Here is a 22,985-nt window from a genome sequence, read left to right as displayed (position 1 = left end):
TCGTGGGATGAAGACAACGCCCTATTGGTGGGACAGCACCCCGCCCGCGAAGCTCGAAAGGGGGCCGCTCCCGACCCGTGCTGATGCCGTGGTGATCGGTTCGGGCTACACCGGGATGCATGCCGCGCTACAGATGGCGCGGGGCGGGCGCCACGTGGTGGTGCTGGAGAAGGGTCAGGTGGGAGAGGGCTGCTCGACGCGCAACGGCGGCCAACTCAGTCACTCTATCAAACCGTCCCTGCGCGCGCTGACTGCAAAGCACGGGCGCGAGGTGGCCGCCGCGATTCGCGCCGAAGGCCCCGCCTCGCTTGCCTTCACTGGCGACTTTATCCGCAAGGAGGGGATCGACTGCGACTTTCGGCTCTGCGGGCGGTTAGACGGGGCCGCCACGGCGCGGGCTTATGTGGAGATGAGCCATGAAGCCGATGGCGAGAACATCATTGCTGTGCCGAAGGAGCGCCAGCGCGATGAAATCGGCACCGATCTGTATCATGGCGGCCTGATCCACATGAATTACGGCGGGCTGGACCCGGCCCGCTACCATGCCGGGCTGCTGGCAAAGGCGCTGGAGGCGGGGGTGATGGTACTGCCCCAATGCGGCGTGGAGGCGATGGACGAGCGGCCGGGCGAGGTGACGCTGCGCACCGCGCATGGCAGCATCACGGCTGCGGATGTGGTGCTTGCCACCAACGGCTACACTTCCAAGGCGACGCCCTGGCATCGGCAGCGGGTGATCCCGATCGGCAGCTACATCATTGCCACCGAAGAGCTGCCGGAGCAGGTGATAAACCGCCTCTTCCCGCACAACCGGATGCATTGCGACAGCCGCCGCGTGATCTACTACTACCGCGCCTCGCCTGACAGGAAGCGCGTGCTCTTTGGCGGGCGCGCGGCGGCAGGTGAGGCCGGGGCAGTGGTGGCGGCCCAGCGGCTGCGGGCCGAGATGGTGCGGCTGTTTCCCGAGCTGGAGAGCGCGAAGATCACCCATAGCTGGATGGGCTTCGTCGCCTTCACCTTCGACAAGCTGGCCCATACAGCAGACCGGGGCCGCATTCGCCATGCCATGGGCTATTGCGGATCGGGCGTTGGTATGGCCTCTTACCTCGGCATGAAGGCGGGGCTCAGGGTGCTGGGCGATCCGGGAGGAGATACCGCGATGACGGCACCAGACTTCCCGACGCGCCCGCTCTACACGGGCGACCCATGGTTTCTGCCCGCTGCGGTTGCAAGCTATCGCCTGCTGGATCGCCTCGGTTTGTAACGGCTGTGTATCGGTTTGCCAGGATGCGCGAAATGGACCTTTCGGACCAAACCATTCTGGGCTTCACTCGACGTCAGGCCTGCGCGAGACGGGCCAAAGCATTCAACAAACGACCCCAACCGGAGGATCAGACATGAAACCCACCATCCGCGCCCTGCTTGCCGGAACCGCCATGGTTCTGGCCGGGGGCACCGCCAGCGCCGAAACGCTGCGCCTGCTCACCTGGGGTGGCTATGCCCCGGAAGACGTGATTGCCGCCTTTGAAGAAGAATACCCGGATATCGACGTCGAGGTGACGCTCTCGAACAACGAAGAGATGGTGGCCAAGTTGCGCGCCACCGGTGGCACTGGGTTTGACCTTGCCCAGCCGAGCCATGACCGGGTTTATGCCGCGCAGGTGGAATACAACATCTACAAGCCGCTCGACCTCTCCAAGATCGACACCGACAAGATGACGCCGAACCTGCTGGACGGCGTGAAGGCAAACACCACGATCGAGGGCGAGGTTTACTCGGTGCCGCACCAGTGGGGCACGTCGGGCATCATGGCCAACATGAAGGAAGCGCCCGATGCCACCGGCTGGGCCGACCTGTGTGACGAGAAATACGCCGGCCGCACTTCGATGCGCCTGCGCCGCACGATCCTTCTGGGCACCGCTTTCGGCATGGGGATGGATCCTTTCGCGCTTTATAGCGACCCGGAAGGATACCAAGACATGCTCGACCAGGTCACCGAGAAGCTGATCGCCTGCAAGAGCGTCATCAAGACTTACTGGAGCGGTGGCGATGACCTGAGTGCGCTGATGCTTTCGGGCGAGGTTGTGCTGTCGGAGACGTGGGACTCCACCGCCTTCAAGCTCTACGGCGAGAACCCCGACATCGTTTTCGTACCGCCGGAAACCGGGGCGCTGGCGTGGATCGACACCTTCACCATCCCGCGTGGCGGTGAGGCCGATGACGCGGCTTACAAGTGGATCAACTTCGTGCTGCGGCCCGAGATCACCCAGATGATGTCGGCCTCCACAGGCGCCATCGCGGCTGTGCCCGATGGCATCGACCTGCTGCCGGAAGACAAGAAGGCGGCTGTGTCTGCGGCGTTCGACCAATCCGACATCGACAACCTCAAGTTCTTCGCCAACATCCCGCCGGGGATCGAAGACATGGAAGGCCTGGCGCTGGAGCGCATCAAGGCCGCCAACTGAGGACAGAGGGCCGGGGTGCGTGCGCTCTGGCCCTTTATCGACCGGGTTGAGCGTTGCATCGCGCGGACTCAAGGCGAAGCCGCCGCGCAGCGCCGACCCGCCCCCCGGGGCGGCGCTTGGGTGACGTTGGCGCTTTCCTCCTCGGGAAGATGACACGATAACCATAAAGCGCACCCGAATTGCCGTTGCAGCGCCACCCCGCGGGTCGGCGCAGCCCGGCTCCGGACCACAGGAAGACCCGCCCATGCATGACCTGAGCTGCACTGATCTCACCAAGAGGTTCGGCACTTTCACCGCCGTTTCCGACGTGTCGCTCGACATTCCTTCGGGCTCGTTCTTCTCGATCCTTGGGCCATCGGGCTGCGGCAAGACCACGCTGATGCGGATGATTGCCGGGTTCGAGAACCCCTCAGCGGGGGATATCCGGATCAAGGGCGAAAGCGTGCTGGCGTTGCCGCCGAACAAGCGCAACGTGAAGATGGTATTCCAGCATCTCGCGCTCTTTCCGATGATGACGGTGGGCGAAAACATCGCCTACGGCCTGCGCTGCCGCAAGGAACCCAAGCACGAGATCGGCCCCAAGGTGGCCCGCGTGCTGGAGCGTGTGGGCCTGCCGGGTAACGAAGACAAGAAGATCGACCAGCTTTCTGGCGGCCAGAAGCAGCGGATCGCCATCGCGCGCTGCATGGTGCTGGAGCCTGACGTGCTGCTGCTCGACGAACCGCTGGGCGCGCTCGACCTCAAGCTGCGAGAGCACATGAAGATCGAGCTGAAGCAGCTTCAGCACCAGTTTGAGACCACGTTCCTCTACATCACGCATGACCAGTCGGAGGCGCTGGTGATGTCTGACAACGTGGCGGTGATGAACGCCGGGCGCTTCGAGCAGATCGGTGCACCGAAAGACCTTTACGATGCGCCCGCGAGCGGCTTTGTCGCCGGCTTTGTCGGCGACGCGACGGTGCTCGAGGGCAAGCTGGGCGAGGTGCGCGGCAGCCAGGGCCGGGTGGTGCTGGAAGGCGGGCAGGAAGTGGTTGGCTCCGTCTCTGATAGTAGCACCACGGGTGACACTGTAGAGGTGTTCCTGCGGCCCGAAGCGCTGCGGCTGGGGGACGGTGAACCGGGGTGCCGCCTTGGTGGCACCGTCGACAGCCTGCTCTTCAACGGGGCCTCCAGCCGCATCCTCGTGCGCACCGGGCGCCACCTCATCGAGGTGGCCGACCCCGAACAGCGCAGCGGGGTCAGCGAGGGCAGCACGGTGAACGTGTGCTGGAGCGCCGACCGCGCGCGCATCTTTGCCCGGCGGCCAGACGGAGGGGCCATTGTATGAGCCGCGACGCGGGCCGTCTTTCGCTGATCCTGCTCTTCACGCCATTCGCGCTGTGGATCGCCCTGCTGATCATCCTGCCCCAGCTTGGCATCGGCTATGTGTCGATCCGAGAGAAGGTGGGGATCAACCAGTATGAATACGGGTTCAAGAACTACGTCGATTTCATCACCGAGCCGGTCTATCGCAACACGCTGCTGCGCACCGCATGGATGAGCATTCTCGTCACCGCGCTGGCGCTGATCATCGGCTTTCCCATCGCTTGGTATATCGCCAAGATCGCCCGCGAACGCTCCCGCGCCGCACTATTCCTGATGTGCCTCATCCCGCTCTGGGTTTCCGACCTTGTGCGCGCCTACGGCTGGATCGTGCTGCTGCGCGAGACCGGGGTGATTTCGATGACACTGGTGAAATGGGGCATCATCAGCCAGCCCATCGAGATGCTCTACAACGATATGACGGTCATCATCGGACTCGTCTACACGGTCATCCTCTTCATGATCGTGCCGCTGGTTTCGACCCTTCAGGGCATGGATGACGCGCTGCTGGAGGCTGGGTACAACCTCGGCGGCTCCCGCGTCACCGTCTTCCGCCGGATCATCGTGCCCTATGCCATGCCGGGCATCGTGGCGGGCTGCATCATCACCTTCATGCTGACGGCGGGCAGCTACCTCACGCCGATCCTGCTGGGTGGCAAGAACTCGAGCTGGTTTACCGAACAGATCTACAACCAGTTCATCACCCGGTATAACTGGGAGAGCGGCTCGGCCTTTGGCGTCTCGCTTCTCGTCTTCACCTCATTCGTGGTCTGGGCCGGGCTGCGGCTGACCGGGCAGAGCCTGGCGACCACCGTGGCGAAGGAGTAGGCGGATGCAGGGGTCCCGCAGCCTGATGACGCTCTACCGCGCCTATGTGGTGGTCTTCTTCCTCTACCTCGTCGCGCCGCTCGTCGCGGCGGGTGTCTTCGCCTTCAATGACAGCATGTTCCCCTCGCTGCCCTGGAACGGCTTCACATGGGATTGGTTCTTCTCGCCCAACGAGCCCAAGCTTGGCCTCTTCCACGACGACCGGCTGCTGCAGGGGCTTGGCAACTCGCTCTACATCGGCGTCATCGTCGCCGCGCTATCGGTGGCGGTGGGCACCTGCAATGCCTTCCTATTCGTGCGCAAGGACTTCCGCTTCAAGAGCGCACTTTACGTGCTGATGGTGGTGCCGCTGGTGATTCCGGGGGTGATCCTCGGCATCTCGATCCTCGTGCTGGCCTCCACCATCGCGGGCCTTGCCGACCAATGGTTCGGGGTGTTCCTCACCTCGCTCCGTCCCGGCATCCCGCTGGTGGTGATGGGGCAATTCTCATTCCTCGTCACCATCACCTCGCTGGTCATCATCGCGCGGCTGGAGAAGTTCGATATCTCGCTGGAGGAAGCGGCGCTGAACCTCGGCGCCTCGCGCCCGCGCACCCTGCTGACGGTCACGTTGCCCTTCCTCTTCCCGGCGATGTTCTCGGCCTTTGTCGTGGCCTTCCTCGTCAGCTTCGAGAACTTCAACACCACGCTCTTTCTCGTCGGCTCAGACTCCCCGCTTACGATCACCATGTACGACCGGATGGTGAAGGCAGGCTCCACCCCGGTGCTAAACGCCACCTCCGTAGTGCTGATGCTGGGCTCCGGCTTGCTGGCCCTGCTCTCGGTCTTCGCGCAGCGGCCAAAGAAGCAGGCATGAGTTACTCGAAGTAGGTGTAGCCGTTCATCGAATTGCGGAAGGCCTCGATCAATTCGCGGCCTTCCCGTGCATCGATCCCGCCATCGGATATGGCCGCATCCACCCGCTTGCGGAAACCGTCCGTAATGTTGCGCGTGTTGTATTCGACGTAGCTCAGCACCTCGCTGATGGTATCTCCTTCCAGCTCTTCCACCAGATCAAAGCCGCCATCATCGCGCAGCGTGATGGTGGCCACGTTGGTATCGCCGAAGAGATTGTGCAGATCACCGAGCGTTTCCTGGTAAGCGCCGACGAAAAAGGTGGCGAAGTGATAGCGTTCCCCCTCCTCCACGGCGTGAACCGGAAGGGTTGAGGCCGTGCCATCCGCGAGGATGAACCTGTCGATCTTGCCGTCGCTGTCACAGGTGATATCGGCCAGAATTGCGCGGCGGTCTGGCACCTCGTTCAACCGTTGCAGCGGCACCAGCGGGTGCAGCTGGTCGATCGCCCAGACATCGGGGAGGGACTGAAAGAGCGAGAAATTGCAGTGGAGGATGTCGGCAGTGCTGTCGAGTTGGTCGAGGATCTCGGCCGAGCCGCCGGGGGATTCGGCGATGTCATGGATGCGGGACATGAGCCACAAATAGATGCGTTCGCCCCGGGCTACCTCTCGCAGGCCAATCGCGCCGCGACGGAACATCGCGCGCAGCTCGTTGCGATAATAGCTGGCGTCGTTGATGCACTCTTGCAGGCGTTTCGGCTCGAGATAGGCGGTGATGGCGGCGAGGTCCGAGACAAGGTGATGGTCGCCCGGCTCGGGCTCCGGCGCGCTCTCCACGTCGTAGCGGGTTGTTTCCAGCACGTCGAAGACAAGCGCGGCAGACAGGGCCACCACGCCGCGCCCGCTTTCTGTGACCAGCGTGGGGTGTGCCGCGCCAGCCTCGTCCATCGCGTATTTCACCGTTTCCACAATGTTGGAGCAGTATTCCGGCACCGAGTAATTCACCGAGGATTCGGTGGCGCGCGCCTCGCCGGTGTAGTCGATGCCAAGGCCCCCGCCGAGATCAAGGTGGGTGAGGGGCACGCCTTCGGCCAGCAGTTCGGTGAAGTAGCGGCAGGCCTCCGAGGCGGCGCGGCGCACGTCGTTCACATCGGGGATCTGGCTTCCGAGGTGGCTGTGCTGGAGCGTGAGGCAATGCAGGAGGCCAGCCGCCTTCAGCTTTTCAACTGCCGTTACCAGCTGTTCGGAATTGAGGCCGAAGGCCGACCGATCCCCCGAGGAGGCCGCCCAGGCGCCGCCGATCTGGTTGGTGAGCTTGATTCGCACCCCGAGAAGCGGATCAACCCCCAGCTCCTTCGCAACGCGAATGGCGATGTCGACTTCGTTGAGGGATTCCAGCACGATATAGGTATTGAACCCGGCTTTCCGCGAAAGCGTGGCGAGGCGCACAAACTCTTCGTCCTTGGTGCCGTTGCAGACAATGAGCGCCTCGGGGGCCAGTGGCTGGCCCAAAGCGATGACCAACTCGGGCTTTGAGCCTGCCTCCAGCCCGTAGCCCATGGGTGCGCCATATTCGACCAGCCGCCGCACCACTTGCTCCTGCTGGTTCACCTTTATGGGAAACACGCCGCGGTAGCTGCCGCCGTAGCCGGCCTTCCGGATGGCCTCGGCGAAGCTGCCGGTCACGCGGTGCAGGCCATATTGCAGGAACTGAGTCACGCGGAGGAGCACAGGCGTCTGAATGCCGCGCTCCGACAGGGTGCTGACCACGCCGGGCAGGCTGACAGGCTTTGCATCGGGCGAAAATGGATTCACCAGGCCAATTTCGCCGCTGTCCAGCACCTCGACAAGGCCGCGGCCCCAGCGGTTGACACCGTAAATGGCGTGGGGGGCGGGGGTCTCTTCGGGGTTGGTCACAAGGGGCTCCTCCGGCTGCGAGTGCTTTGTGCCGGATGGTAGAGCATGGGCGCGGGGCTGCAACGGGTCAGCCGGCGCGATCGAGCGATTGGGGCCGATGTGGCAGGGTGAAGTGGATGATGGTGCCCTCGGACACCTCCGGATCGCACCATATGCGCCCGCCGTGTCGATCCACGATCTTGCGGCATGTGGCGAGGCCGAGGCCGGTGCCTGGGATGGAGGCGGACACGGGCAGGCGCTTGAAGGGCAGGAAGATGGTTTCCCGGTGCTCGGGCGGCACCCCGACACCTTGGTCGGCCACTTCGAAGTGCAGGCCTTCGGGCCCCTCGCGGCAGCGCACATTGATCCGCGGCGGGGACTGTCCGGCGTATTTGATCGCGTTGCCAACAAGGTTTTGCAGCAGCTGGACGATTTGCGGAGTACGACAGCGCACCATGCCGTCTGCATCGCAGGTGATCCGTGCCTCGGTGCGCTCGATTTCGGCGAGCAGCACTTGGCAGGCCTCCTCGACAAGAACGGCGGCATGCACGACTTCCTCATCGGTCTCGGAATCGTAATGGATATGACCGGCGAGGCTGTTGACGAGGTCATGCAGCCGGTCGGCGGACTTGCCAATGAGCTCCACATCTCGGTTGATTTCTTGCGCGGCGCCCCCGGCGATGTCTTCCTGCAGCTTCTCGACCAGAAAGCGCATGGAGCGGATCGGGGCCTTGAGATCGTGCACAAGGACTTCCGAGAACATCGAGAGATCTTCGCGCTTCTCATCCAATTGCCAGCGCATCCGCGCCAACTTGCAGCCGGTCTTGATCACGCGGTCGAGTGCAGCGGGAGAGAGATTGCGCTTGGGAAGGTAGTCGATCGCGCCGCGCCGGATCGATTCCTTGGCAATTTCCTCGTCGCCCTGGCCCGTCATCATGCAGATGGCGGCACGCGGCCAGCGCTGGGCCAGCTCCGTGATCAGCTCTACACCGCTGGTATCGGGCAACATGTAGTCCAGAAAGATCATGTCGGGTTCGGCCAGGTTGCGGTTCATGGCCTCGGCGCCGGTTGGTGCTTCCTGCGTTTCGGAGGGCTCCTGTCGCTGGCTGATCAGGCGTCGCAGCAGCTTGCGGTCACCGGCATCATCGTCAATTACCAGAAACGTTTGCACCATCATGACACCTTCAAACCTTGGTCAGCGGCGCTGAGCAGGACATGTCTGGTAGCACGACGATGCGCCAGAAATGCTCGACCGTGTTGATCAGTTCGAGAAAGTCGGCCCCGGCGCGCCCCTTGATGATGTAGCCCGCCACATTCTGATCGTAGGCACGAAACACGTCTGTCTCGTCCTCCGATGTGGACAGCATGAAAACGACGGCACGGTTCAGGCGGGGGTCTGAACGCAGTTTGGCGAGAAATTCGTGCCCGTTCATACGGGGCATGTTGATGTCGAGCAGCAGCACGTACTGTTCGGGAGGTGGTGTTGGCCCCTCGCCACGCAGAAACGCCAGCGCCTCCACCCCGTCGCGCAGACGGTGGATCGGGTTGGCGATGTGGGACTTCTTGAGTGCGCGAACAACTGCTTTTGCGTCGCCATCATCGTCCTCGATGAGAACGAGATTGAGCATCTGCTGCCGTGTCTCGGGTATGCGTCGGTGGACGGCGTTCATGCAGCGATCTCCCTGTCGTGTGTGTCAATGGGGTGCGGCCAGATCAGCCGGAACAAGGTGCCGCGGGTTCCGTCCGACTGCAGTTCGATTTCGCCACCGACAACCTCGACGTGCTTGCGCACCATCGCCAGACCCATTCCGCTGCCTTCTACCTCGTCGCGGGGGCGCAACGTCTGGAAGATCTGGAACACGTTCTCGTGGAACTCGGGCGCAATGCCGGGGCCGTCGTCTTCCACCGTTATTTCCCAGGCGGAGGGACGGGGCACCATGGTTAGGCGCACAGTGCCTTCAGAACGGTCATGATGTTTGAAGGCGTTGCTGACGAGATTGGTCACCACCAGCTGGAGCGGCATCCGGGGTAGGGTCACGCCATCCCATGGCCCCTCGACCTCCAGCCGCATGCCTTCGGGGATCAGAAGCAGACCGCGCAACTCTTCGATGAAGACATGGCCGGGCACCGTCTCTTTCGACTGTGCGGTACGGCCGATGCGAGAATGTTCTAGCAGGTCGTTCAGCAGGCCTTCCATGCGCAGCGCCCGGCTCTGAAGCAGCTCGAGGCTTTCTCGGGTGTCCTCGGTGAGGTGGGGTTCCAGATCATCCGCGAGCCAGCCTGCGGCATTCTGGATCACGCGGAGCGGGGCCTTCAGGTCATGGCTGGCGACATAGGCAAACTGGTCGAGTTCCTCGTTGGAACGGCGCAAGGCTTCGACCAGCGCGTTCACGCGGTCTTCGGCGGCACGGCGCACCGAGATGTCGCGCACGAGGCCGATGAACTTGATCTCGCCGTCCAGTTCGGCGCGGCTGACGGAAATTTCAATCGGCAGGCTGCGTCCGGATTTGTGGCGCCCGTGGATCTCGCGGTTCCCGGCCATGCGCACACCCGTCGAACCGACTCGGGAAGCGGCGACATGAGACTGGTGCCGGGCGGCAATGTCCTCGAACATGAGCACGGTGAGCGGCTGCCCCTTCAGCTCTTGGGCGCTATAGCCAAACATCTTCTCCGCCTCCGGGTTGATATCTTCGATATGGCCGTCGCCGGATATCGTGATGAGCCCGTCGGCCACGTTACGCACTGTCCATTCCAGGCGTTCGTGGCTCTTGGCGACCTCGGCGCTGAGGTCTTCGAAGCGTTGTGAAAGCTCCGCGGCCAGAAACTGGGTGACAGCGCCGGCGAAGAGCGAGAGCAGAACCGTCATCAGGGTGTGGCGGATCACGAGGCCAGCAATGGCGCCGGTGATCGGGGTGGATGTGCCAAACGTCAGCACCCCGAATTGCACCGAGAGAGGCTGATGGCTGGCGAACGGCACCACGTGGAGGTAGGCGGTTTTGTCATCGATCTGGGCAAATCCGTTTCGCCCCAGTTCGCTGCCGAGCGCCTCGGCGTGCGGCAGCGGAACATAATCGGGGTCGGTGTGGTGGAACAGCCGGGGGTTGCGCTGCCCCAGTTCGTAGAGCAGGTAATCTCCCTCGCTGTTCACGACGGCAATCTTCTGGTCCGGTAACACCTCGGGGCGGACGGATTTAAGTAGCTCTTCGTAATCTGCATTGATCACGATTGCGCCGAGCAGCCGTCCTTCGGCGTCATGAAGGGGATGGATGAGGCGGATCGTCACCGGGCCACCGTCTCGTTTTCCTCGCTCCCGGTTGTAGGTGACGCGAGAGAAATATGGTGCGGATCCGGCATCCGTTTTCAGGCGCGCGAGGTAAGGCTCGCCCCCCTTTCGTTGCAGTTCACTGTCGGGAACGCGGGTGACCTTGCCGTTTCGCCCGTCAACGCGCACCGCTTCGCGCCAACCGTCGGCTGCAAGGATCAGCCTCAGCTGAACGTAGTGCGGCCTCGCTTCGAGCTTGTTTGAGAAAAGGGTGGCGAGCCTGTTTTCCCACTGGGTGAGCGTTGAGGCATCTTCCGGGTCAATCCCGTCGGGAGCGGCGAGCGACCGTTCGATCCCTCGTATCGGCGGATAGTTGGCCAGAATGGTGCCGTCTGTTTCCATCGCTTCGAACACGCCCGAGATCTGTTCGGCATAGAACTGGGCCCGCTGCGCCAGTTCTCGCTCCTCGGCGCGCAGGGCATCGGCCCGCGTCGTCAGCACGTGGTAGGCGCCGTAGAGCGCGCTCACCGCGATGACCATGCCGACAGCAAGGAGCGTGAGCCGTTGGGTGAGCCGCTCGGCGGAAGGCTGAGTTTTTGTCTGCCGTGCGTTCCTCATTGGCCCTCCGGCCGAAATGACGCCCAACTATCCCGCCGTGTTGACGAGCTTGATGTTGCGGGTGGCTTCCAGCTTGCTCTGCTCGACGAGGGTCATCAGGTCATCGAGGAAAACGACGAGATCCTTGCATCCGCGCTCCAGCGTGGTGATGTGCTCGTCGCTGCCGGGCTCCACCTCGCCCGCACGCAGCTTGCGGATGTGGGACAGGGTGCCCGAGAGAATCTCTCGCATCTCCGGCCCGCAGGAGGTGAGAAAATGCGAGATTGTGCGTTTCATCTGTTGCTGGAAGTTGCGGGCATCCGAGATCGAAGCATAGAACATGCGCCGCTCGAAGGCCGAGACCATGGACTTGCGCAGGTTGTCGACAGAGAGTTCCTCCTTCACGAGGTAGTCGGCACAGCCCCGGCGCATGGCCTCCACGGCAATCGCGCGGCGGGTGACGGAGGTGAGCATGATCGGAATTACCTGCGCCTGTTCCTCGTGGCCCAAAAGCACCTTGAGCGCATCGAGGCCGGTTTCCATCCCGAGGTTGTAATCGATGAAGGCGACATCGAACGGGGTGTCGAGCTTTTCGCGCATTTCCGCGATCGAGTAGGCCTCGGTTACCTCAAGGTCGAGCCCGGCACGCTCGCAAACGCGCTGGAGCCGGAGGTGATCGATATCGTCATCATCGAGCACGAGCGCCCTGAGACGAGAGGGAATAGCGGTATCCGCGGCGGGCGCGGGAAAGGGGATTGGCTGCGTCGACATGGGCGCGCTCCTGCATCAGGTGGCAAGCGATTGATCCTGACTGTAGGGAGCGCGGCGTTAATATTCGGTTGCCACTTTGGGCCTTCCAGTCTCGACTTTCTCTAAATCTCGCCACAGTTTGCCCGCCAGTGTCATCTGCGTGTTGCCGGAAAGCCGGAGGGTCGGGCCCGTGAGCGAGTTCAGCCGATATGCAATCTATTACGCCCCACCCGAGGGGCCGCTGGCCGATTTCGGGGCGGCCTGGCTGGGCTGGGATGCGCTCGCCGCAAGGACGGTGATGCAGCCTCCCGCCCCCGGGTTGGACATGGGCGCGATCACCGAGGCGCCCCAAAAATACGGCTTTCATGGCACCATCAAGCCGCCGTTCCGGCTGAAGGAAGGCCGCCGCCCGGAGGAGCTGGCGGCGGCACTGGCCGGGCTCTGCGCAGATGCCAAGCCGCCCGAGATTCAGGGGCTGAAATTGTCGCGCATCGGTGGGTTTCTGGCGCTGGTGCCAGTGGGTGAAGGCACTTCGCTCACCGCGCTGGCCGGGCGCGTGGTGGAGGAGATCGATGGCTTTCGGGCCCCGCCTGGTCGGGATGAGCTGGCGCGCAGGCGCGGCACGGGGCTTTCGCCGCGCCAGGATGCCCTGCTGCTGCGCTGGGGCTACCCCTACGTTATGGAGGAGTTTCGCTTTCATGTCACCCTTACGGGCAAGCTCACCGCTTCGCAGGCCGAGGCGACGGAGGAGGTGTTGAAGGAAAGGCTTGTGGGCCTTCTGCCTGCGCCTTTCATCGTTGGTTCGCTTTGCCTTTTTGGTGAGCGGGCCAGGGATGGCCGGTTTCAACTCGTGCGCCGGGTGCCCTTGGGCGGCGGCCCAGAGGGCTGATGCACGAGCGGCAGACCGTTCAATCCAACGTGCGGCGGAATCGGGCCAGAGTCACCAGCGTGAGCAAGGCGGCGAAGATGCCGAGTGCGGCCAGAGGCGCCGCGACATCTGCAAGATCCGCGCCCTTCAGCATCACCCCGCGCACCAACCGGAGGAAGTGCGTGAGGGGGAAGACCTCACCCAGGTACTGCGCCCAAAGCGGCATGCCCCGAAACGGGAACATGAAGCCGGACAGCAGCAGCGAGGGCAGAAAGAAGAAGAACGTCAGCTGCATTGCCTGCATCTGGGTGCGCGAAACGGTGGAAATCAGGTAGCCCAATATCACCAGCGCCAGCACGAAGACGAAGACCCCGAAGAGCAGCAGTGACAGGCTGCCGACGAAGGGGATGGAGAACATCGCCCGCGCCGCCAGGAGCACCACGGCCACCTGTACCGCGCCAACGATAAGATAGGGCACGATTTTGCCCAGCATGATCTCCAGCGGCGTGGCCGGCATCGACAGCAGGTTTTCCATCGTGCCGCGCTCGGTTTCGCGGGTGAGCGCCATGGAGGTCATCATCACCATGGTGAGTTGCAGGATGACGCCCAGCAGGCCGGGCACGATATTGTATTGGGTGATGCCCTCGGGGTTGTAGCGGCGGTGGACGGCGACCCGGAGCTGAGTGGCGGCGCGTTGAGCCGCCTCGGCCTCTTGCCCCGTCTCGCGTAGCAGCGCGTCAGCGGCGACCTCGCTGAGCGTCGAGATGGCCCCGGACGCCACTGAAGGGTCTGACGCGTCAGCCTCGATCAGGATGGTCGGGTGATCGCCCCGTGCGACGCGGCGGCCAAAGTCTGAAGGCACCGTCACCACGAAGGCGACGTCGCCGCGCGCGATCATCCGCTCGGCCTCGGCCGCTGAGGCGTCGGGCGCGATGAAACGGTAGTAGTCGGTCAGCTCCAGCGCGGTCACCATGGCCCGCGTGTAGCGGTCCTGCGTGGGGGCGACGAGGGCGGCGGGCAGCTCTTTCGGGTCGGTGTTGATGGCGAAGCCGAAGAGCACAAGCTGCATCAGCGGCACGCCCAGCATCATCCCGAAGGTTAGCTTGTCACGCCGCATCTGGATGCTTTCCTTGGCGATCAGCGTGCCCAGTCGGGCGAGAGAGAAGAGCCGCGATATCATTGCATGTTGTCCGCGCTTTCGGACATCAAACGGATGAACACGTCTTCCAGCGAAGTCTCGGAAGCGGTGAGGGTGCAGCCGGTGTCCGCTGCGACCCTCTCGGCCGAGGCTCGCAGCGCTGCGCCATCCCGGCCCACCACGTGCAGATCGGCGCCGAAATGGGCGACCTGCTCGACACCTTGCGCCCCCTTCAGGCGCGCACCCGCCTTCGAGGTCTGTGCCGATGTGCCGGTTAGAAGAAGCGTCGTCAGCCCCGCCTCTGCCACCACCTCTTCCACCGTGCCTCGGGCCACCAGCGTGCCGTAGGCGATGTAATTGATCCGGTGGCAGCGCTCGGCCTCGTCCATGTAGTGGGTGCTTACCAGCACCGTCAGCCCCTTCGCCGCCAGCGCATGGATCTCGTCCCAGAACTCGCGACGCGCCTTCGGGTCCACCCCGGCGGTGGGTTCGTCGAGCAGCAGAAGATCGGGCTTGTGCATGATGCAGGCGGCCAGGGCGAGGCGCTGTTTCCAGCCGCCCGAAAGGGACCCGGCCAGCTGCTTGCGGCGCGAATGCAGGCCAAGGTCTTGCAACGTTTCCTCCACAACCTTCCGGGCGCGCTTCAGCCGGTAGAGTCCGGCAACGAAGCGCAGGTTCTCCTCGATCGTCAGGTCTTCGTAGAAGCTGAACCGCTGGGTCATGTAGCCCACCTTCAGCTTGATCCGCCGTGCCTCCTTGCGAATGTCGTGGCCCAGCACGATGCCCTCGCCGGCGTCGGGCGTGAGCAGCCCGCACATCAGGCGGATCGTGGTTGTCTTGCCCGAGCCGTTGGGGCCGAGGAAGCCCGCGATTTCGCCGCGCTGGACGGTGAGCGATACGTCGTTCACCACCGTCTTGTCGCCAAAACGCTTGGTGAGGCCTTTCACCGAAATGGCGGGCTCGGCGCTCATTCTCTCACCTGCGCAGGCAGGTCCACGTCCACGATCTGGCCGGGCTTCAACCGCGTGCCCTCATCGGGACGGGCCTCGACGAGATAGACCAGCTTCTGGCGGTTCTCGAGCGAGTAGATGACGGGCGGGGTGAACTCCGGCCCATCGGCCACGTAGTTGACGGTTGCCGCCAGCCCGGCCTCGCACCCATCGCAGTTGACCGTGAGCCGTGACCCGGGCGCGATCTGCGACACGGCGGTTTCGGGCACGTAGAGGCGCAGCTTCACCGCGCCGTCGCCGAGGAGTGAGAGAACCGGCGCCGATGGGCCTGCGTTCTCTCCGGCAATGCGGATGATGTCGGTGATCTGGCCTGCGACGGGCGCGGTCAGGCGACGCTGCGCCAGGGCCCATTCAGCCTGATCCCGGGCAGCCTTCGCGCCCTCTACCTGCGCCTGTGCCGCGGCGATCTCCTGAGCGCGGGCGGGCAGGCGGGCCACGGAGAGCTGCGCCTCGGCCTCGGCCACGGCAGCACGGGCCACCTCTGCGGTGGTCGCCGCATCATCGCGCTGGGCCGAGGTGGCCGCGCCGCGCTCGGCCAGTTGCGCCATGCGGCCTGCCTCACGCTCGGCCTCTGCCTCTCGTGCACGGGCGGAGGCAAGGGTGGCCTCCAGCACTTTCATTTCTTCCGGGCGCTTGCCCTCGGTGAGATTGGCCAGCTGGTTTTCCGCCTGTGCCAGCGCCGCCTCGGCCTGGGCCAGTGCGATTTCGGCATCGCGGCTTTCCATCTCTACCAGCAGGTCTCCTTCGGCCACGCGATCCCCGCGCGTGACCTCGACCGCGCGGATCTGGGCCGAGGCGATGGGAGCGACAAGGGTGTATTCCCCCTCGACGTAGCCGGTGGCGAAGGGCAGCGCCGGAGCGCAGGCGGTGAAAAGGGCGGAGACGACGGGGATGGCGCAGACGAAGCTCATGAGCTGCTCCTTTCAAGCGCGGCATGGAGGTGTTCGGCCAGCGTGTCGGCGATCGCTTCGGCTTCGGCAGGGCCCGCGACGTTCCAGCCCATGCGGCGCAACACGAAGGCGCGGTTGATGCGGAAATAGACGATTCCGCCAACGAAGGCGAAGACGGCAAGCCGCGTGCGCTCGCTCTCCGCAGGCTGGCCTGTTGCGACGCCCCACAGGTGGCAAAGCATCCGGTGGCGGGGTTCGAACAGGCGGGAATAGAGCGTATCCGATGCCCCAGCCGCTTCGGTGAGAACGCGCAGGACGAAAGGCACGTTTTCCCCGGCTTCGTCGTCTGTGAACATGTAGGTCACCGCGCGGCGCAACAGGGCCTCAAGCGCGTCCCGCGCCGTCTGCTGTGAGGCGGTCGCAGCGATTGGCAGTTCCGAAACGCGGCTCATCCTTCGCGCGACCTCCTCCACGCAGGCGTCATGCAAACCGGCCTTGCCGCCGAAGTGGTAGGCGATGGAGGCCACGTTGGTGCCCGCCTCTGCAGCGATCGCGCGGGTGGAGGTGGCGGCATAGCCTGCCTCTCCAAATAGCTTCAGCGCCGCCGAGATGAGGGCCTTGTGAGTCGGGTGGCTATCCATACTCCCAATTAATCAAACGATTGATTGAAATCAAGCTGCGCTTGTAGCCGGTTGCCTCAAGGCATAGAGCGGGCGCATGGAACGGAGGCGCATATGCTGGGCAATTCACCTGATCTGATCACCCAAGTCCGGGGGCGCTTTGCCCATGTCGAGAGTGATCCCTTTTCCGGCGAGCGGATATTCTTCGAGAACGCGGGTGGTGCGTTGACGCTGAATTCGGTGGTGGAAACCTCGGCAAGGTTCGCCGCCATCCCCGACAACCAGGGGCGCGACAACCCGGCGTCGGCCTATCTCGTCGATGTCATCGCGAAGGCCCGCGCCGACGCGCAAACCTTTTTCAACGCGCCCGCCGGCGGGCAGGTGGTGGTGGGCGAAAGCGGCACCGAATTGCTGTTCCGTCTTGCACGCGCGGCCTGTGCGGGACAGGCGCCCGGAAAGGTCGTCAGTTCCACGTTGGAGCACCCGGCAAGCCGCTCCGCCGCAGCGCTCGGCGCGGAGGCCGCCGGGCTGGAGCACGTGGTGGTGGCGCATGACGACGCCACCGGCACCATCGGGCCGGAGGCTTATGCCCTGGCCATGACGCCGGATGTGCGCGTGGCCACCATTGTTCACGCGTCACCGGTGACCGGAATGGGAATGGATGTGGCCGCCATCGCGGGCGCAATCCGCGCCGTCGCGCCGGAGTGCCTGATCCTCGTCGATGGCATACAGCACGCCGCACACGGCCACGTGGATGTTGCCGCAGCGGGCGTCGATGGATACGTCGTATCGCCCTACAAGATGTTCTCGCGACACGGCTTCGGCCTCGCATGGATCTCCGAGCGGCTCGCGGCGCAGCCCCATGATACGCTCAAGGGCGGCGGCGCGTGGGAGTTGGGCACGCGCGACACCGGGGCCTATGCCACCTTCTCGGATGTGGTGGATTATTTTTGCTGGCTGGGTGAAGCGCTGGGCGAGGCGGGCGACACGCGGGCGAAGATCGAAGCCGCCGCTGCGGCGATCCACGCGCATGAAACGGACCTGACGAACGCCATGCTGCACGGCACCGGCAACCAGAAGGGGCTGGCAGAGCTTGAGGGCGTGACCATTCTTGGCGGTGTGGACAACCCGGCACGAGAGGGGCTGGTTTCTCTCACGTTGGAGGGGCTGACCGCCGAGGAGCTGGTGAGCGCCCTGCGCGAACGCGGGATCCGCACCCACGCCCGCAAGGCAGATCATTACTCGGGCAACGTGCTCACCCCGCTGGGGCTGGCGGGCTGTTTGCGGGTGTCGATGTGCCACTACAACACAGAGGCGGAGGTGGCCGCCTTCCTCGCCGCCATGGCTGAGATCGCAGGGGCGGCCTGACGCACGCTTTACGGGAATCGGCGCAACAGATACCATCTCAGGCATTGAATCGTCGATTTCCGAAAGTGATTACCCATGGCAAAGAAAATCCGCCTGTCGTTTGACGATGGCCCGAAGCCCGTTCCTGCGCTGACGAAGATCCTGAAGATCCTGGACGACAATCACGTCGTCGCAGATTTCTACGTGAATGGTGTCGAGATGGAGGATGCCGCCGGAAAGGCGGGTGCCCAGGCCATTCATGCAGGGCACCACAAGGTTGAAAACCACGCCTTCCACCACATCAAGCTGAGCCCGCTGCCCATCGAGACACTTCGGGAAGAGGTCAAGAAGAACCAAAAGATCATCAAGGATACGGTCGGCGTGCTTCCCACACGCCTGCGCCCGCCCTACGGCGACGGCATGTGGACGAACCCGAAAGATCCGGAGCTGTTGCAGGTGGCGCGGGAAGAAAATCTCACCATCACCCTCTGGCAGGTCGATACCGAAGATTGGAAGGTTCCGATGGCCGACAAATGGGATTGGGTGATGGGCGAGGTGAAGAAGCGGGCCACGAAAGACCTCAATGATGTGTTGATGCACGTGCTCGAGACCACGGCCCGCGATCTGCCGGAGCTGATCACGCGGCTGAAGGGCGAGGGCTATGAGTTTGGGTAAATGCGCGGCCCTTGTGCTTCTTGCGGCGCTGGCCCTCGCCGGGTGCCGCGAGGGGGATGGGCCAGCCGCCGAGCTTGCGGCGGCCGCGGAAAGCTTCCGTGACAACCGGGATGCCGCCAGCCTGGAGGCGGTCTCGGCCCGGATCGGGCCGGGCACGAAACGCTCGGAGGTGGAAGAGCTGATAGGCCCGCCCACCTACTCGCCGGTCGACGGCGTGGCGATGTATGCCTCCAACGACCGGCAGCAGGTGGGCGAGCGTGATCTTACCCTTGGCCTCATCATCGACTATCGCGATGCCGACGCAAAGCTGACCGACTCCGTCCAGACCATCAGCTATGGGCCGATAGGCGAGTAGCGCTGCCGCGGCCTGCGGCGAGCAGCCCGGCGGCCGCCAGCAGAAGGCCGACGCCGGTGAAGACGGTGCGCGCCTGGTTCCAGCGCTGCCACGGAGCCGAGTAGTCGGCCCAGATCGTGGAGGCGTCCGCCTCGATTTGCGCTGCTGTGACCTGCGCCAGCGCTTCGTTCATCGGCACGTTGACGGCCATGGTCAGGACCGTACCGCCAAAGAGCACGACCAGCCCCGAGAGTGTAAACAGAAGGGCCACCGCTTTGCCCTGCCCGGCCTTCCATGCCAGCAGTCCCGTGATCAGGAGCGCAGGGCCGGTGCCAAAGAAGCTGGGGGCGAACACGGCGTTACGGACAGAGGCGTTCATCGCCTGCATCGCGCGAATTGCGACGTCCGGCGAAGCCGCGTCGAGGCCCCACATGGTTGAGCAGACCCACGCATAGAAAAAGCCGAAGAGGCCGCCGCACAACAGAAGCGACAAGAGTGCGGAGATCCGGAAGAAGGCTGTCATGTCAATATCCGTATACATTGTTACGCTTGCGATAGAGCCGTAACCTGATATACGGTTTGGTGTCAACGGGAGTGTTTCATGCGAGAAGACAATCGGGCGCGGCGCCAAGCGCAGATCATGGAAGCGGCCTACCGCGTGCTGGGGGAAAAAGGCGCCACGGGCATGTCGATGCTCACCGTGGCCAAGGCGGCGCGGGCCTCCAACGAGACACTCTATAACTGGTACGGCGACAAGCTCGGCCTGTTCCGCGCCATGGCGGAGCAGAACGGTGCCGATCTCGTGGCGCAGCTGCAAGACGCTCTGGCAGAGGATGCCTCGCCGCTCGAAGCCCTCGACAGGATCGGCCCGGTCCTGCTCGAGTTGCTCACGGCCCCGCGCGCCGTCGCGCTCGCCCGCGCTGCTGCAAGTGACCCTTCGGGCGCGCTGGGTGCCTCACTGTCTGAGGTGGGGCGACATCGGGTGAAGCCGATGATCGAAGCCCTTTGCCAGAGGGCGCTGGACACGCGGGCGTTGAAAGGAGGCGACGCGAAAACGATCTGCGATACCTACCTTTCCCTGTTGCTGGGTGATCTTCAGATCCGGCGCGCGATCCACGCCGCCCCGCCGCCGGCCGCCACCGAAACCAGGGCCCGGTCTGACCGTGCGTTGATGCTGACCTGGCGCCTGTACGCACGGGAGTGAGCGCCGAAAATGCTGCGCCTGCAAAGGCTTGATTAAGGTCTGATACGACAAAAATCACTTGCCCGAAGCGGTTTGAATGCCAACTATGGCTTCAATACGGGGATAAAGCGCGGCACAGCGCAACGGCGGAAAACGCGCCGAAATCCACTCCGGAGGAGCGAGCAGCGAGATAATCGGCGGGTCCGCAAGAGGCCCCCTCGTGACCAACACCGGGAGGAAACTCAATGACCAAAGCACATATAAAACGCGGGCTTCTCGCGGCCACGGCGCTCACCCTTGGCGTGAGCGTGGCCGACGCTCAATCGATCCGATTCTGGACGACGGAGGAGCAACCTGAGCGGCTGGCGAAGCAGCAGGAAATGGCAAAGGCCTTCGAGGCGGAGACGGGCACGGCGGTGGAGGTGATTCCCGTCACCGAGTCCGATCTCGGCACACGTGCGACGGCTGCCTATGCCGCCGGAGACCTGCCCGATGTGATCTATCACACCATCCAATACACCCTACCCTGGGCCGAAGCCGGAATCCTCGATGCGGAGGCCGCGACTGAAGTTTTGGAAGAGCTGGGTGAGGATACCTTCGCCCCCGGCCCGCTCGCCATGGCCGCCTTTGAGGATGGCACAGCCGCCGTTCCGGTGGACGGCTGGACGCAGATGGTCGTCTATCGAAAGGATCTTTTCGAAGAGAACGGACTTGAGCCGCCCAACTCCTACGCCAACGTGCTGGCTGCGATCGAGGCGCTGCACAACCCGCCAGAGATGTACGGCTTCGTCGCCGCGACCAAGGTGGATGAAAACTTCATGTCTCAGGTGCTGGAGCATGTCTTCCTGGCCAATGGCGTGTCGCCGGTGAACGAAGAAGGCTTCGCCCCGCTCGACGTGGCCGCGACAACCGAAGTGCTCGACTTCTACAAGGCCATCGCCGAGGCCTCGCCGCCGGGCGAGCTGTTCTGGAAGCAGAGCCGCGAGCTTTACTTCGCCGGGCAGGCCGCGATGATCATCTGGTCTCCCTTCATCCTCGACGAGTTGGCAGGCTTGCGGGATGACGCCCCGCCCACGCTGACGGATGACCCGACCAGCGCCGAGCTGGCCTCCAAGACCGGGATCGTCACCACTTTCTCCGGCCCCTCCAATCCCGATGGCGCGGCCTGGGGCGATACCCGCTATTTCGGCATCACCTCCGATGCCGACACGGATGCCGCGATGGAGTTTGTGATGTACTCGATGGACCAGGGCTACATGGACACGCTTTCCATCGCACCCGAAGGCAAGTTCCCGACCCGGCGCGGCACGGCGGACGAGCCCGAGAAGTTCAAGACCGAATGGTCGATGCTGGAGGTTGGCGTGGACCGCAAGGCGGCCCTTTCGGATCTTTATGCGCCGGAGATGATCGACGAGATCGTCAACGGACTCAATGTGGCGCAGCGCTGGGGCGTTGAGGAAGGGCAGCTTTCGCTGGCCTCCAAGATGATCAACAGCCAGGTCATCAACCGCCTCGTGCGGGAGTACATCGACGGCGCCCGCGATGCGGCGGCGACCGTTGAGATGATGAACGAGGAACTGGCGAAGGTTCAGTGAACCTTGGCCATCGGGCGGCGGGGGAGCCTCGCCGCCCGGCTTCAAGATGAGCGATACCCCCATCCCCCCCAAGGGCACCGGCCCGCTTGCCAAGCGCGAGGCGCGGCTGGCCTGGGGCCTTCTGGCGCCCACGATCATCAGCGTTTCGCTGGTGGTGATTTTGCCGCTGCTGGCGATCTTCTGGATCAGCGTCAAACCCATCGGCTTGGCCGACCTGCGCCCGCCCACGCTGAGCGTCAACGAGCAGTTGCGAGATGCCGACGAGGCCGAGCCTTACATCCGCTATCGGGTGCGCAACACCAGCCAGGACGTGGCGCTCACCTCCGCGCGGTTTTCCGACGTGTTCCCCGAAGGCGCAGAGCCGGGCACGGTGCCCGAAGGCTGCAGCTACGAGGCCCGCACGCTCACATGCGACCTGGGCGAGGTTGAGGCCGGGGGCCGCAGCGAGATTCGTGTGCCGATCGTGGCGGACGACCCGGAGGCTATGGAAGACCCGCTGGAAGACAGCGAGCCGACCGTTACCGTGAAGGCCCCCAACATCCTCACCAACTTCGAGTTCACCGGCGAAAACTTCGCCCGTGTCTTCGACGGTGGCGAGTTCTGGCAGGTTCTCTGGGTAACGCTGCTCTACACCGTCTTCGGCACCATCGGCGCGCTGGTCATGGGCCTCTTTGCCGCCTTGCTGCTGAACAAGAGCTTCCGGAGGCAGGGGATATTGCGGGGGCTCTATCTCTTCCCCTATGTCGCCCCGGTGATCGCGGTGGCCTTCACCTGGGTCACGCTGTTTGACCCGTTCAGCGGCTCTGCCAATGCGTTGCTGCTCCAGATGGGCGTGACGAATGAGGCAATCAACTTCTTCGGCCAACGCCCGCTGGCGCTGATCATGGTGATCGTCTTCGAGATTTGGCGCTATTTCCCCCTCAGCTTCCTCTTCATCCTCGCCCGGATGCAGAGCATTGATACCGATATGTACGAGGCCGCCGACATGGATGGCGCCTCTCCCTTCCAGAAGTTCTGGTACCTCAGCATGCCCCAGCTCCTCGGCATTCTCTCGGTGCTGTTCCTGCTGCGCTTCATATGGACCTTCAACAAGTTCGACGACATCTTCCTGCTGACAGGGGGCAATGCGGGCACCCGTACCCTCACCGTGAACGTCTATGAGCAGGCCTTTGCGATCTCCAACATCGGGGCCGGTGCGGCTGTGGCGGTGGTGATCTTCGCCTGCCTGATCATGTTCAGCGTCTTCTTCTTTAAGTGGATCAGCCGGGAGGAAGGGCTATGAGCGTGTTTCCCTTAGCTGGCGTTGCGCCGTGGGGGGCCAGCCCCCCACAC

At 63.8% G+C, this 22,985-nt stretch carries 22 protein-coding genes; 12 read left to right on the top strand and 10 right to left on the bottom strand.

The genetic code is table 11. The features are described from left to right. Positions 1 to 7: 7 nt before the first annotated feature. The 5 genes from DYI42_RS12210 (at position 8) to DYI42_RS12190 (ending at position 5,508) form a co-directional block, all read left to right on the top strand. Positions 8 to 1,261, top strand: a complete 1,254-nt coding sequence (locus DYI42_RS12210; RefSeq protein ID WP_213546218.1) for an NAD(P)/FAD-dependent oxidoreductase — start codon at positions 8 to 10, stop codon at positions 1,259 to 1,261. A gap of 133 nt (positions 1,262 to 1,394) precedes the next feature. After that, the gene (locus DYI42_RS12205; protein WP_213546217.1) at positions 1,395 to 2,462 is read left to right on the top strand and encodes an extracellular solute-binding protein; all 1,068 of its coding nucleotides are present in this window, start codon (positions 1,395 to 1,397) and stop codon (positions 2,460 to 2,462) included. Between the two features lie 244 nt (positions 2,463 to 2,706). Continuing rightward, on the top strand, positions 2,707 to 3,789 hold the full coding sequence (locus DYI42_RS12200) for an ABC transporter ATP-binding protein (RefSeq protein ID WP_213546216.1): 1,083 nt from the start codon (positions 2,707 to 2,709) through the stop codon (positions 3,787 to 3,789). Continuing rightward, complete coding sequence (locus tag DYI42_RS12195) at positions 3,786 to 4,652, top strand: ABC transporter permease (protein ID WP_213546215.1); 867 nt, start codon at positions 3,786 to 3,788, stop codon at positions 4,650 to 4,652. The genes DYI42_RS12200 and DYI42_RS12195 overlap by 4 nt, the downstream gene beginning before the upstream one ends. Before the next feature lie 4 nt (positions 4,653 to 4,656). Next, positions 4,657 to 5,508 carry an ABC transporter permease gene (locus DYI42_RS12190; protein ID WP_213546214.1) on the top strand — a complete coding sequence of 284 codons (852 nt, stop codon included), beginning with the start codon at positions 4,657 to 4,659 and terminating at the stop codon, positions 5,506 to 5,508. Between the two features lies 1 nt (position 5,509). Here DYI42_RS12190 and speA read toward each other — a convergent pair whose 3' ends face one another. From speA to DYI42_RS12165, 5 genes are all read right to left on the bottom strand, one after another. Then, the gene (gene speA / locus DYI42_RS12185; protein WP_213546213.1) at positions 5,510 to 7,405 is read right to left on the bottom strand and encodes a biosynthetic arginine decarboxylase; all 1,896 of its coding nucleotides are present in this window, start codon (positions 7,403 to 7,405) and stop codon (positions 5,510 to 5,512) included. A 67-nt stretch (positions 7,406 to 7,472) separates the two neighbouring features. After that, positions 7,473 to 8,561 carry a sensor histidine kinase gene (locus DYI42_RS12180; RefSeq protein ID WP_213546212.1) on the bottom strand — a complete coding sequence of 363 codons (1,089 nt, stop codon included), beginning with the start codon at positions 8,559 to 8,561 and terminating at the stop codon, positions 7,473 to 7,475. 7 nt (positions 8,562 to 8,568) lie between these two features. Next, on the bottom strand, positions 8,569 to 9,054 hold the full coding sequence (locus DYI42_RS12175; protein WP_244867865.1) for a response regulator: 486 nt from the start codon (positions 9,052 to 9,054) through the stop codon (positions 8,569 to 8,571). Continuing rightward, positions 9,051 to 11,264, bottom strand: a complete 2,214-nt coding sequence (locus DYI42_RS12170) for a sensor histidine kinase (protein ID WP_213546211.1) — start codon at positions 11,262 to 11,264, stop codon at positions 9,051 to 9,053. Before DYI42_RS12170 ends, DYI42_RS12175 begins: the two co-directional genes overlap by 4 nt. A 27-nt stretch (positions 11,265 to 11,291) precedes the next feature. Then, positions 11,292 to 12,014, bottom strand: coding sequence for a response regulator (locus DYI42_RS12165; protein WP_213546210.1), 723 nt, complete (start codon positions 12,012 to 12,014; stop codon positions 11,292 to 11,294). A 169-nt stretch (positions 12,015 to 12,183) separates the two neighbouring features. Between DYI42_RS12165 and DYI42_RS12160 the strand changes: the two genes are divergently transcribed. Then, positions 12,184 to 12,882, top strand: coding sequence for a DUF1045 domain-containing protein (locus DYI42_RS12160; protein ID WP_213546209.1), 699 nt, complete (start codon positions 12,184 to 12,186; stop codon positions 12,880 to 12,882). Positions 12,883 to 12,901: 19 nt separating this feature from the next. Here the strand turns inward: DYI42_RS12160 and DYI42_RS12155 are convergent, their stop codons facing one another. Genes DYI42_RS12155 through DYI42_RS12140 form a run of 4 tightly spaced genes read right to left on the bottom strand, consistent with a single transcriptional unit; the run spans position 12,902 to position 16,540 of the window. Next, complete coding sequence (locus tag DYI42_RS12155; protein WP_213546234.1) at positions 12,902 to 14,038, bottom strand: ABC transporter permease; 1,137 nt, start codon at positions 14,036 to 14,038, stop codon at positions 12,902 to 12,904. Continuing rightward, entirely contained in the window at positions 14,038 to 14,970 is a 933-nt protein-coding gene (locus tag DYI42_RS12150; protein WP_213546208.1) for an ABC transporter ATP-binding protein, read from the bottom strand. The genes DYI42_RS12155 and DYI42_RS12150 overlap by 1 nt, the downstream gene beginning before the upstream one ends. Beyond that, on the bottom strand, positions 14,967 to 15,920 hold the full coding sequence (locus DYI42_RS12145) for an HlyD family secretion protein (protein WP_213546207.1): 954 nt from the start codon (positions 15,918 to 15,920) through the stop codon (positions 14,967 to 14,969). Before DYI42_RS12145 ends, DYI42_RS12150 begins: the two co-directional genes overlap by 4 nt. Further along, a complete protein-coding gene (locus DYI42_RS12140; protein WP_213546206.1) occupies positions 15,917 to 16,540 on the bottom strand; it encodes a CerR family C-terminal domain-containing protein in 624 nt (207 codons plus the stop codon). Before DYI42_RS12140 ends, DYI42_RS12145 begins: the two co-directional genes overlap by 4 nt. 93 nt (positions 16,541 to 16,633) lie before the next feature. On the opposite strand from DYI42_RS12140, the gene DYI42_RS12135 reads away from it, so the two are divergent. The 3 genes from DYI42_RS12135 to DYI42_RS12125 all read left to right on the top strand — a co-directional run bounded on the left by DYI42_RS12135 (position 16,634) and on the right by DYI42_RS12125 (position 18,896). Then, on the top strand, positions 16,634 to 17,887 hold the full coding sequence (locus tag DYI42_RS12135; protein ID WP_213546205.1) for an aminotransferase class V-fold PLP-dependent enzyme: 1,254 nt from the start codon (positions 16,634 to 16,636) through the stop codon (positions 17,885 to 17,887). A 75-nt stretch (positions 17,888 to 17,962) separates the two neighbouring features. Then, positions 17,963 to 18,541, top strand: coding sequence for a polysaccharide deacetylase family protein (locus tag DYI42_RS12130; protein WP_213546204.1), 579 nt, complete (start codon positions 17,963 to 17,965; stop codon positions 18,539 to 18,541). After that, positions 18,528 to 18,896 carry a hypothetical protein gene (locus DYI42_RS12125; RefSeq protein WP_213546203.1) on the top strand — a complete coding sequence of 123 codons (369 nt, stop codon included), beginning with the start codon at positions 18,528 to 18,530 and terminating at the stop codon, positions 18,894 to 18,896. The genes DYI42_RS12130 and DYI42_RS12125 overlap by 14 nt, the downstream gene beginning before the upstream one ends. Here DYI42_RS12125 and DYI42_RS12120 read toward each other — a convergent pair. Further along, positions 18,871 to 19,398, bottom strand: coding sequence for an anthrone oxygenase family protein (locus DYI42_RS12120; protein ID WP_213546202.1), 528 nt, complete (start codon positions 19,396 to 19,398; stop codon positions 18,871 to 18,873). The genes DYI42_RS12125 and DYI42_RS12120 overlap by 26 nt on opposite strands. A gap of 78 nt (positions 19,399 to 19,476) precedes the next feature. Here DYI42_RS12120 and DYI42_RS12115 point away from each other — a divergent pair, with 78 nt between their 5' ends. The 3 genes from DYI42_RS12115 (at position 19,477) to DYI42_RS12105 (ending at position 22,935) form a co-directional block, all read left to right on the top strand. Continuing rightward, the gene (locus tag DYI42_RS12115; protein WP_213546201.1) at positions 19,477 to 20,079 is read left to right on the top strand and encodes a TetR/AcrR family transcriptional regulator; all 603 of its coding nucleotides are present in this window, start codon (positions 19,477 to 19,479) and stop codon (positions 20,077 to 20,079) included. A 224-nt stretch (positions 20,080 to 20,303) separates the two neighbouring features. After that, entirely contained in the window at positions 20,304 to 21,653 is a 1,350-nt protein-coding gene (locus DYI42_RS12110; RefSeq protein ID WP_213546200.1) for an ABC transporter substrate-binding protein, read from the top strand. A gap of 46 nt (positions 21,654 to 21,699) precedes the next feature. Beyond that, a complete protein-coding gene (locus DYI42_RS12105; protein WP_213546199.1) occupies positions 21,700 to 22,935 on the top strand; it encodes a carbohydrate ABC transporter permease in 1,236 nt (411 codons plus the stop codon). Positions 22,936 to 22,985: the final 50 nt, after the last annotated feature.

Source organism: Vannielia litorea (genome assembly GCF_018424695.1).
Lineage (GTDB): Bacteria > Pseudomonadota > Alphaproteobacteria > Rhodobacterales > Rhodobacteraceae > Vannielia > Vannielia litorea_A.
This window is presented reverse-complemented; position numbering and strand designations above follow the sequence as displayed.

What these genes read in the sequence shown, in the direction of transcription:
- DYI42_RS12210 (WP_213546218.1), top strand. Translation starts at nt 8, where the DNA reads ATGAAGACAACGCCCTATTGGTGGGACAGCACCCCGCCCGCGAAGCTC.
- DYI42_RS12205 (WP_213546217.1), top strand. Translation starts at nt 1,395, where the DNA reads ATGAAACCCACCATCCGCGCCCTGCTTGCCGGAACCGCCATGGTTCTG.
- DYI42_RS12200 (WP_213546216.1), top strand. Translation starts at nt 2,707, where the DNA reads ATGCATGACCTGAGCTGCACTGATCTCACCAAGAGGTTCGGCACTTTC.
- DYI42_RS12195 (WP_213546215.1), top strand. Translation starts at nt 3,786, where the DNA reads ATGAGCCGCGACGCGGGCCGTCTTTCGCTGATCCTGCTCTTCACGCCA.
- DYI42_RS12190 (WP_213546214.1), top strand. Translation starts at nt 4,657, where the DNA reads ATGCAGGGGTCCCGCAGCCTGATGACGCTCTACCGCGCCTATGTGGTG.
- DYI42_RS12180 (WP_213546212.1), bottom strand. Translation starts at nt 8,561, where the DNA reads ATGATGGTGCAAACGTTTCTGGTAATTGACGATGATGCCGGTGACCGC.
- DYI42_RS12175 (WP_244867865.1), bottom strand. Translation starts at nt 9,054, where the DNA reads ATGAACGCCGTCCACCGACGCATACCCGAGACACGGCAGCAGATGCTC.
- DYI42_RS12170 (WP_213546211.1), bottom strand. Translation starts at nt 11,264, where the DNA reads ATGAGGAACGCACGGCAGACAAAAACTCAGCCTTCCGCCGAGCGGCTC.
- DYI42_RS12165 (WP_213546210.1), bottom strand. Translation starts at nt 12,014, where the DNA reads ATGTCGACGCAGCCAATCCCCTTTCCCGCGCCCGCCGCGGATACCGCT.
- DYI42_RS12150 (WP_213546208.1), bottom strand. Translation starts at nt 14,970, where the DNA reads ATGAGCGCCGAGCCCGCCATTTCGGTGAAAGGCCTCACCAAGCGTTTT.
- DYI42_RS12145 (WP_213546207.1), bottom strand. Translation starts at nt 15,920, where the DNA reads ATGAGCTTCGTCTGCGCCATCCCCGTCGTCTCCGCCCTTTTCACCGCC.
- DYI42_RS12140 (WP_213546206.1), bottom strand. Translation starts at nt 16,540, where the DNA reads ATGGATAGCCACCCGACTCACAAGGCCCTCATCTCGGCGGCGCTGAAG.
- DYI42_RS12135 (WP_213546205.1), top strand. Translation starts at nt 16,634, where the DNA reads ATGCTGGGCAATTCACCTGATCTGATCACCCAAGTCCGGGGGCGCTTT.
- DYI42_RS12130 (WP_213546204.1), top strand. Translation starts at nt 17,963, where the DNA reads ATGGCAAAGAAAATCCGCCTGTCGTTTGACGATGGCCCGAAGCCCGTT.
- DYI42_RS12125 (WP_213546203.1), top strand. Translation starts at nt 18,528, where the DNA reads ATGAGTTTGGGTAAATGCGCGGCCCTTGTGCTTCTTGCGGCGCTGGCC.
- DYI42_RS12120 (WP_213546202.1), bottom strand. Translation starts at nt 19,398, where the DNA reads ATGACAGCCTTCTTCCGGATCTCCGCACTCTTGTCGCTTCTGTTGTGC.
- DYI42_RS12115 (WP_213546201.1), top strand. Translation starts at nt 19,477, where the DNA reads ATGCGAGAAGACAATCGGGCGCGGCGCCAAGCGCAGATCATGGAAGCG.
- DYI42_RS12110 (WP_213546200.1), top strand. Translation starts at nt 20,304, where the DNA reads ATGACCAAAGCACATATAAAACGCGGGCTTCTCGCGGCCACGGCGCTC.
- DYI42_RS12105 (WP_213546199.1), top strand. Translation starts at nt 21,700, where the DNA reads ATGAGCGATACCCCCATCCCCCCCAAGGGCACCGGCCCGCTTGCCAAG.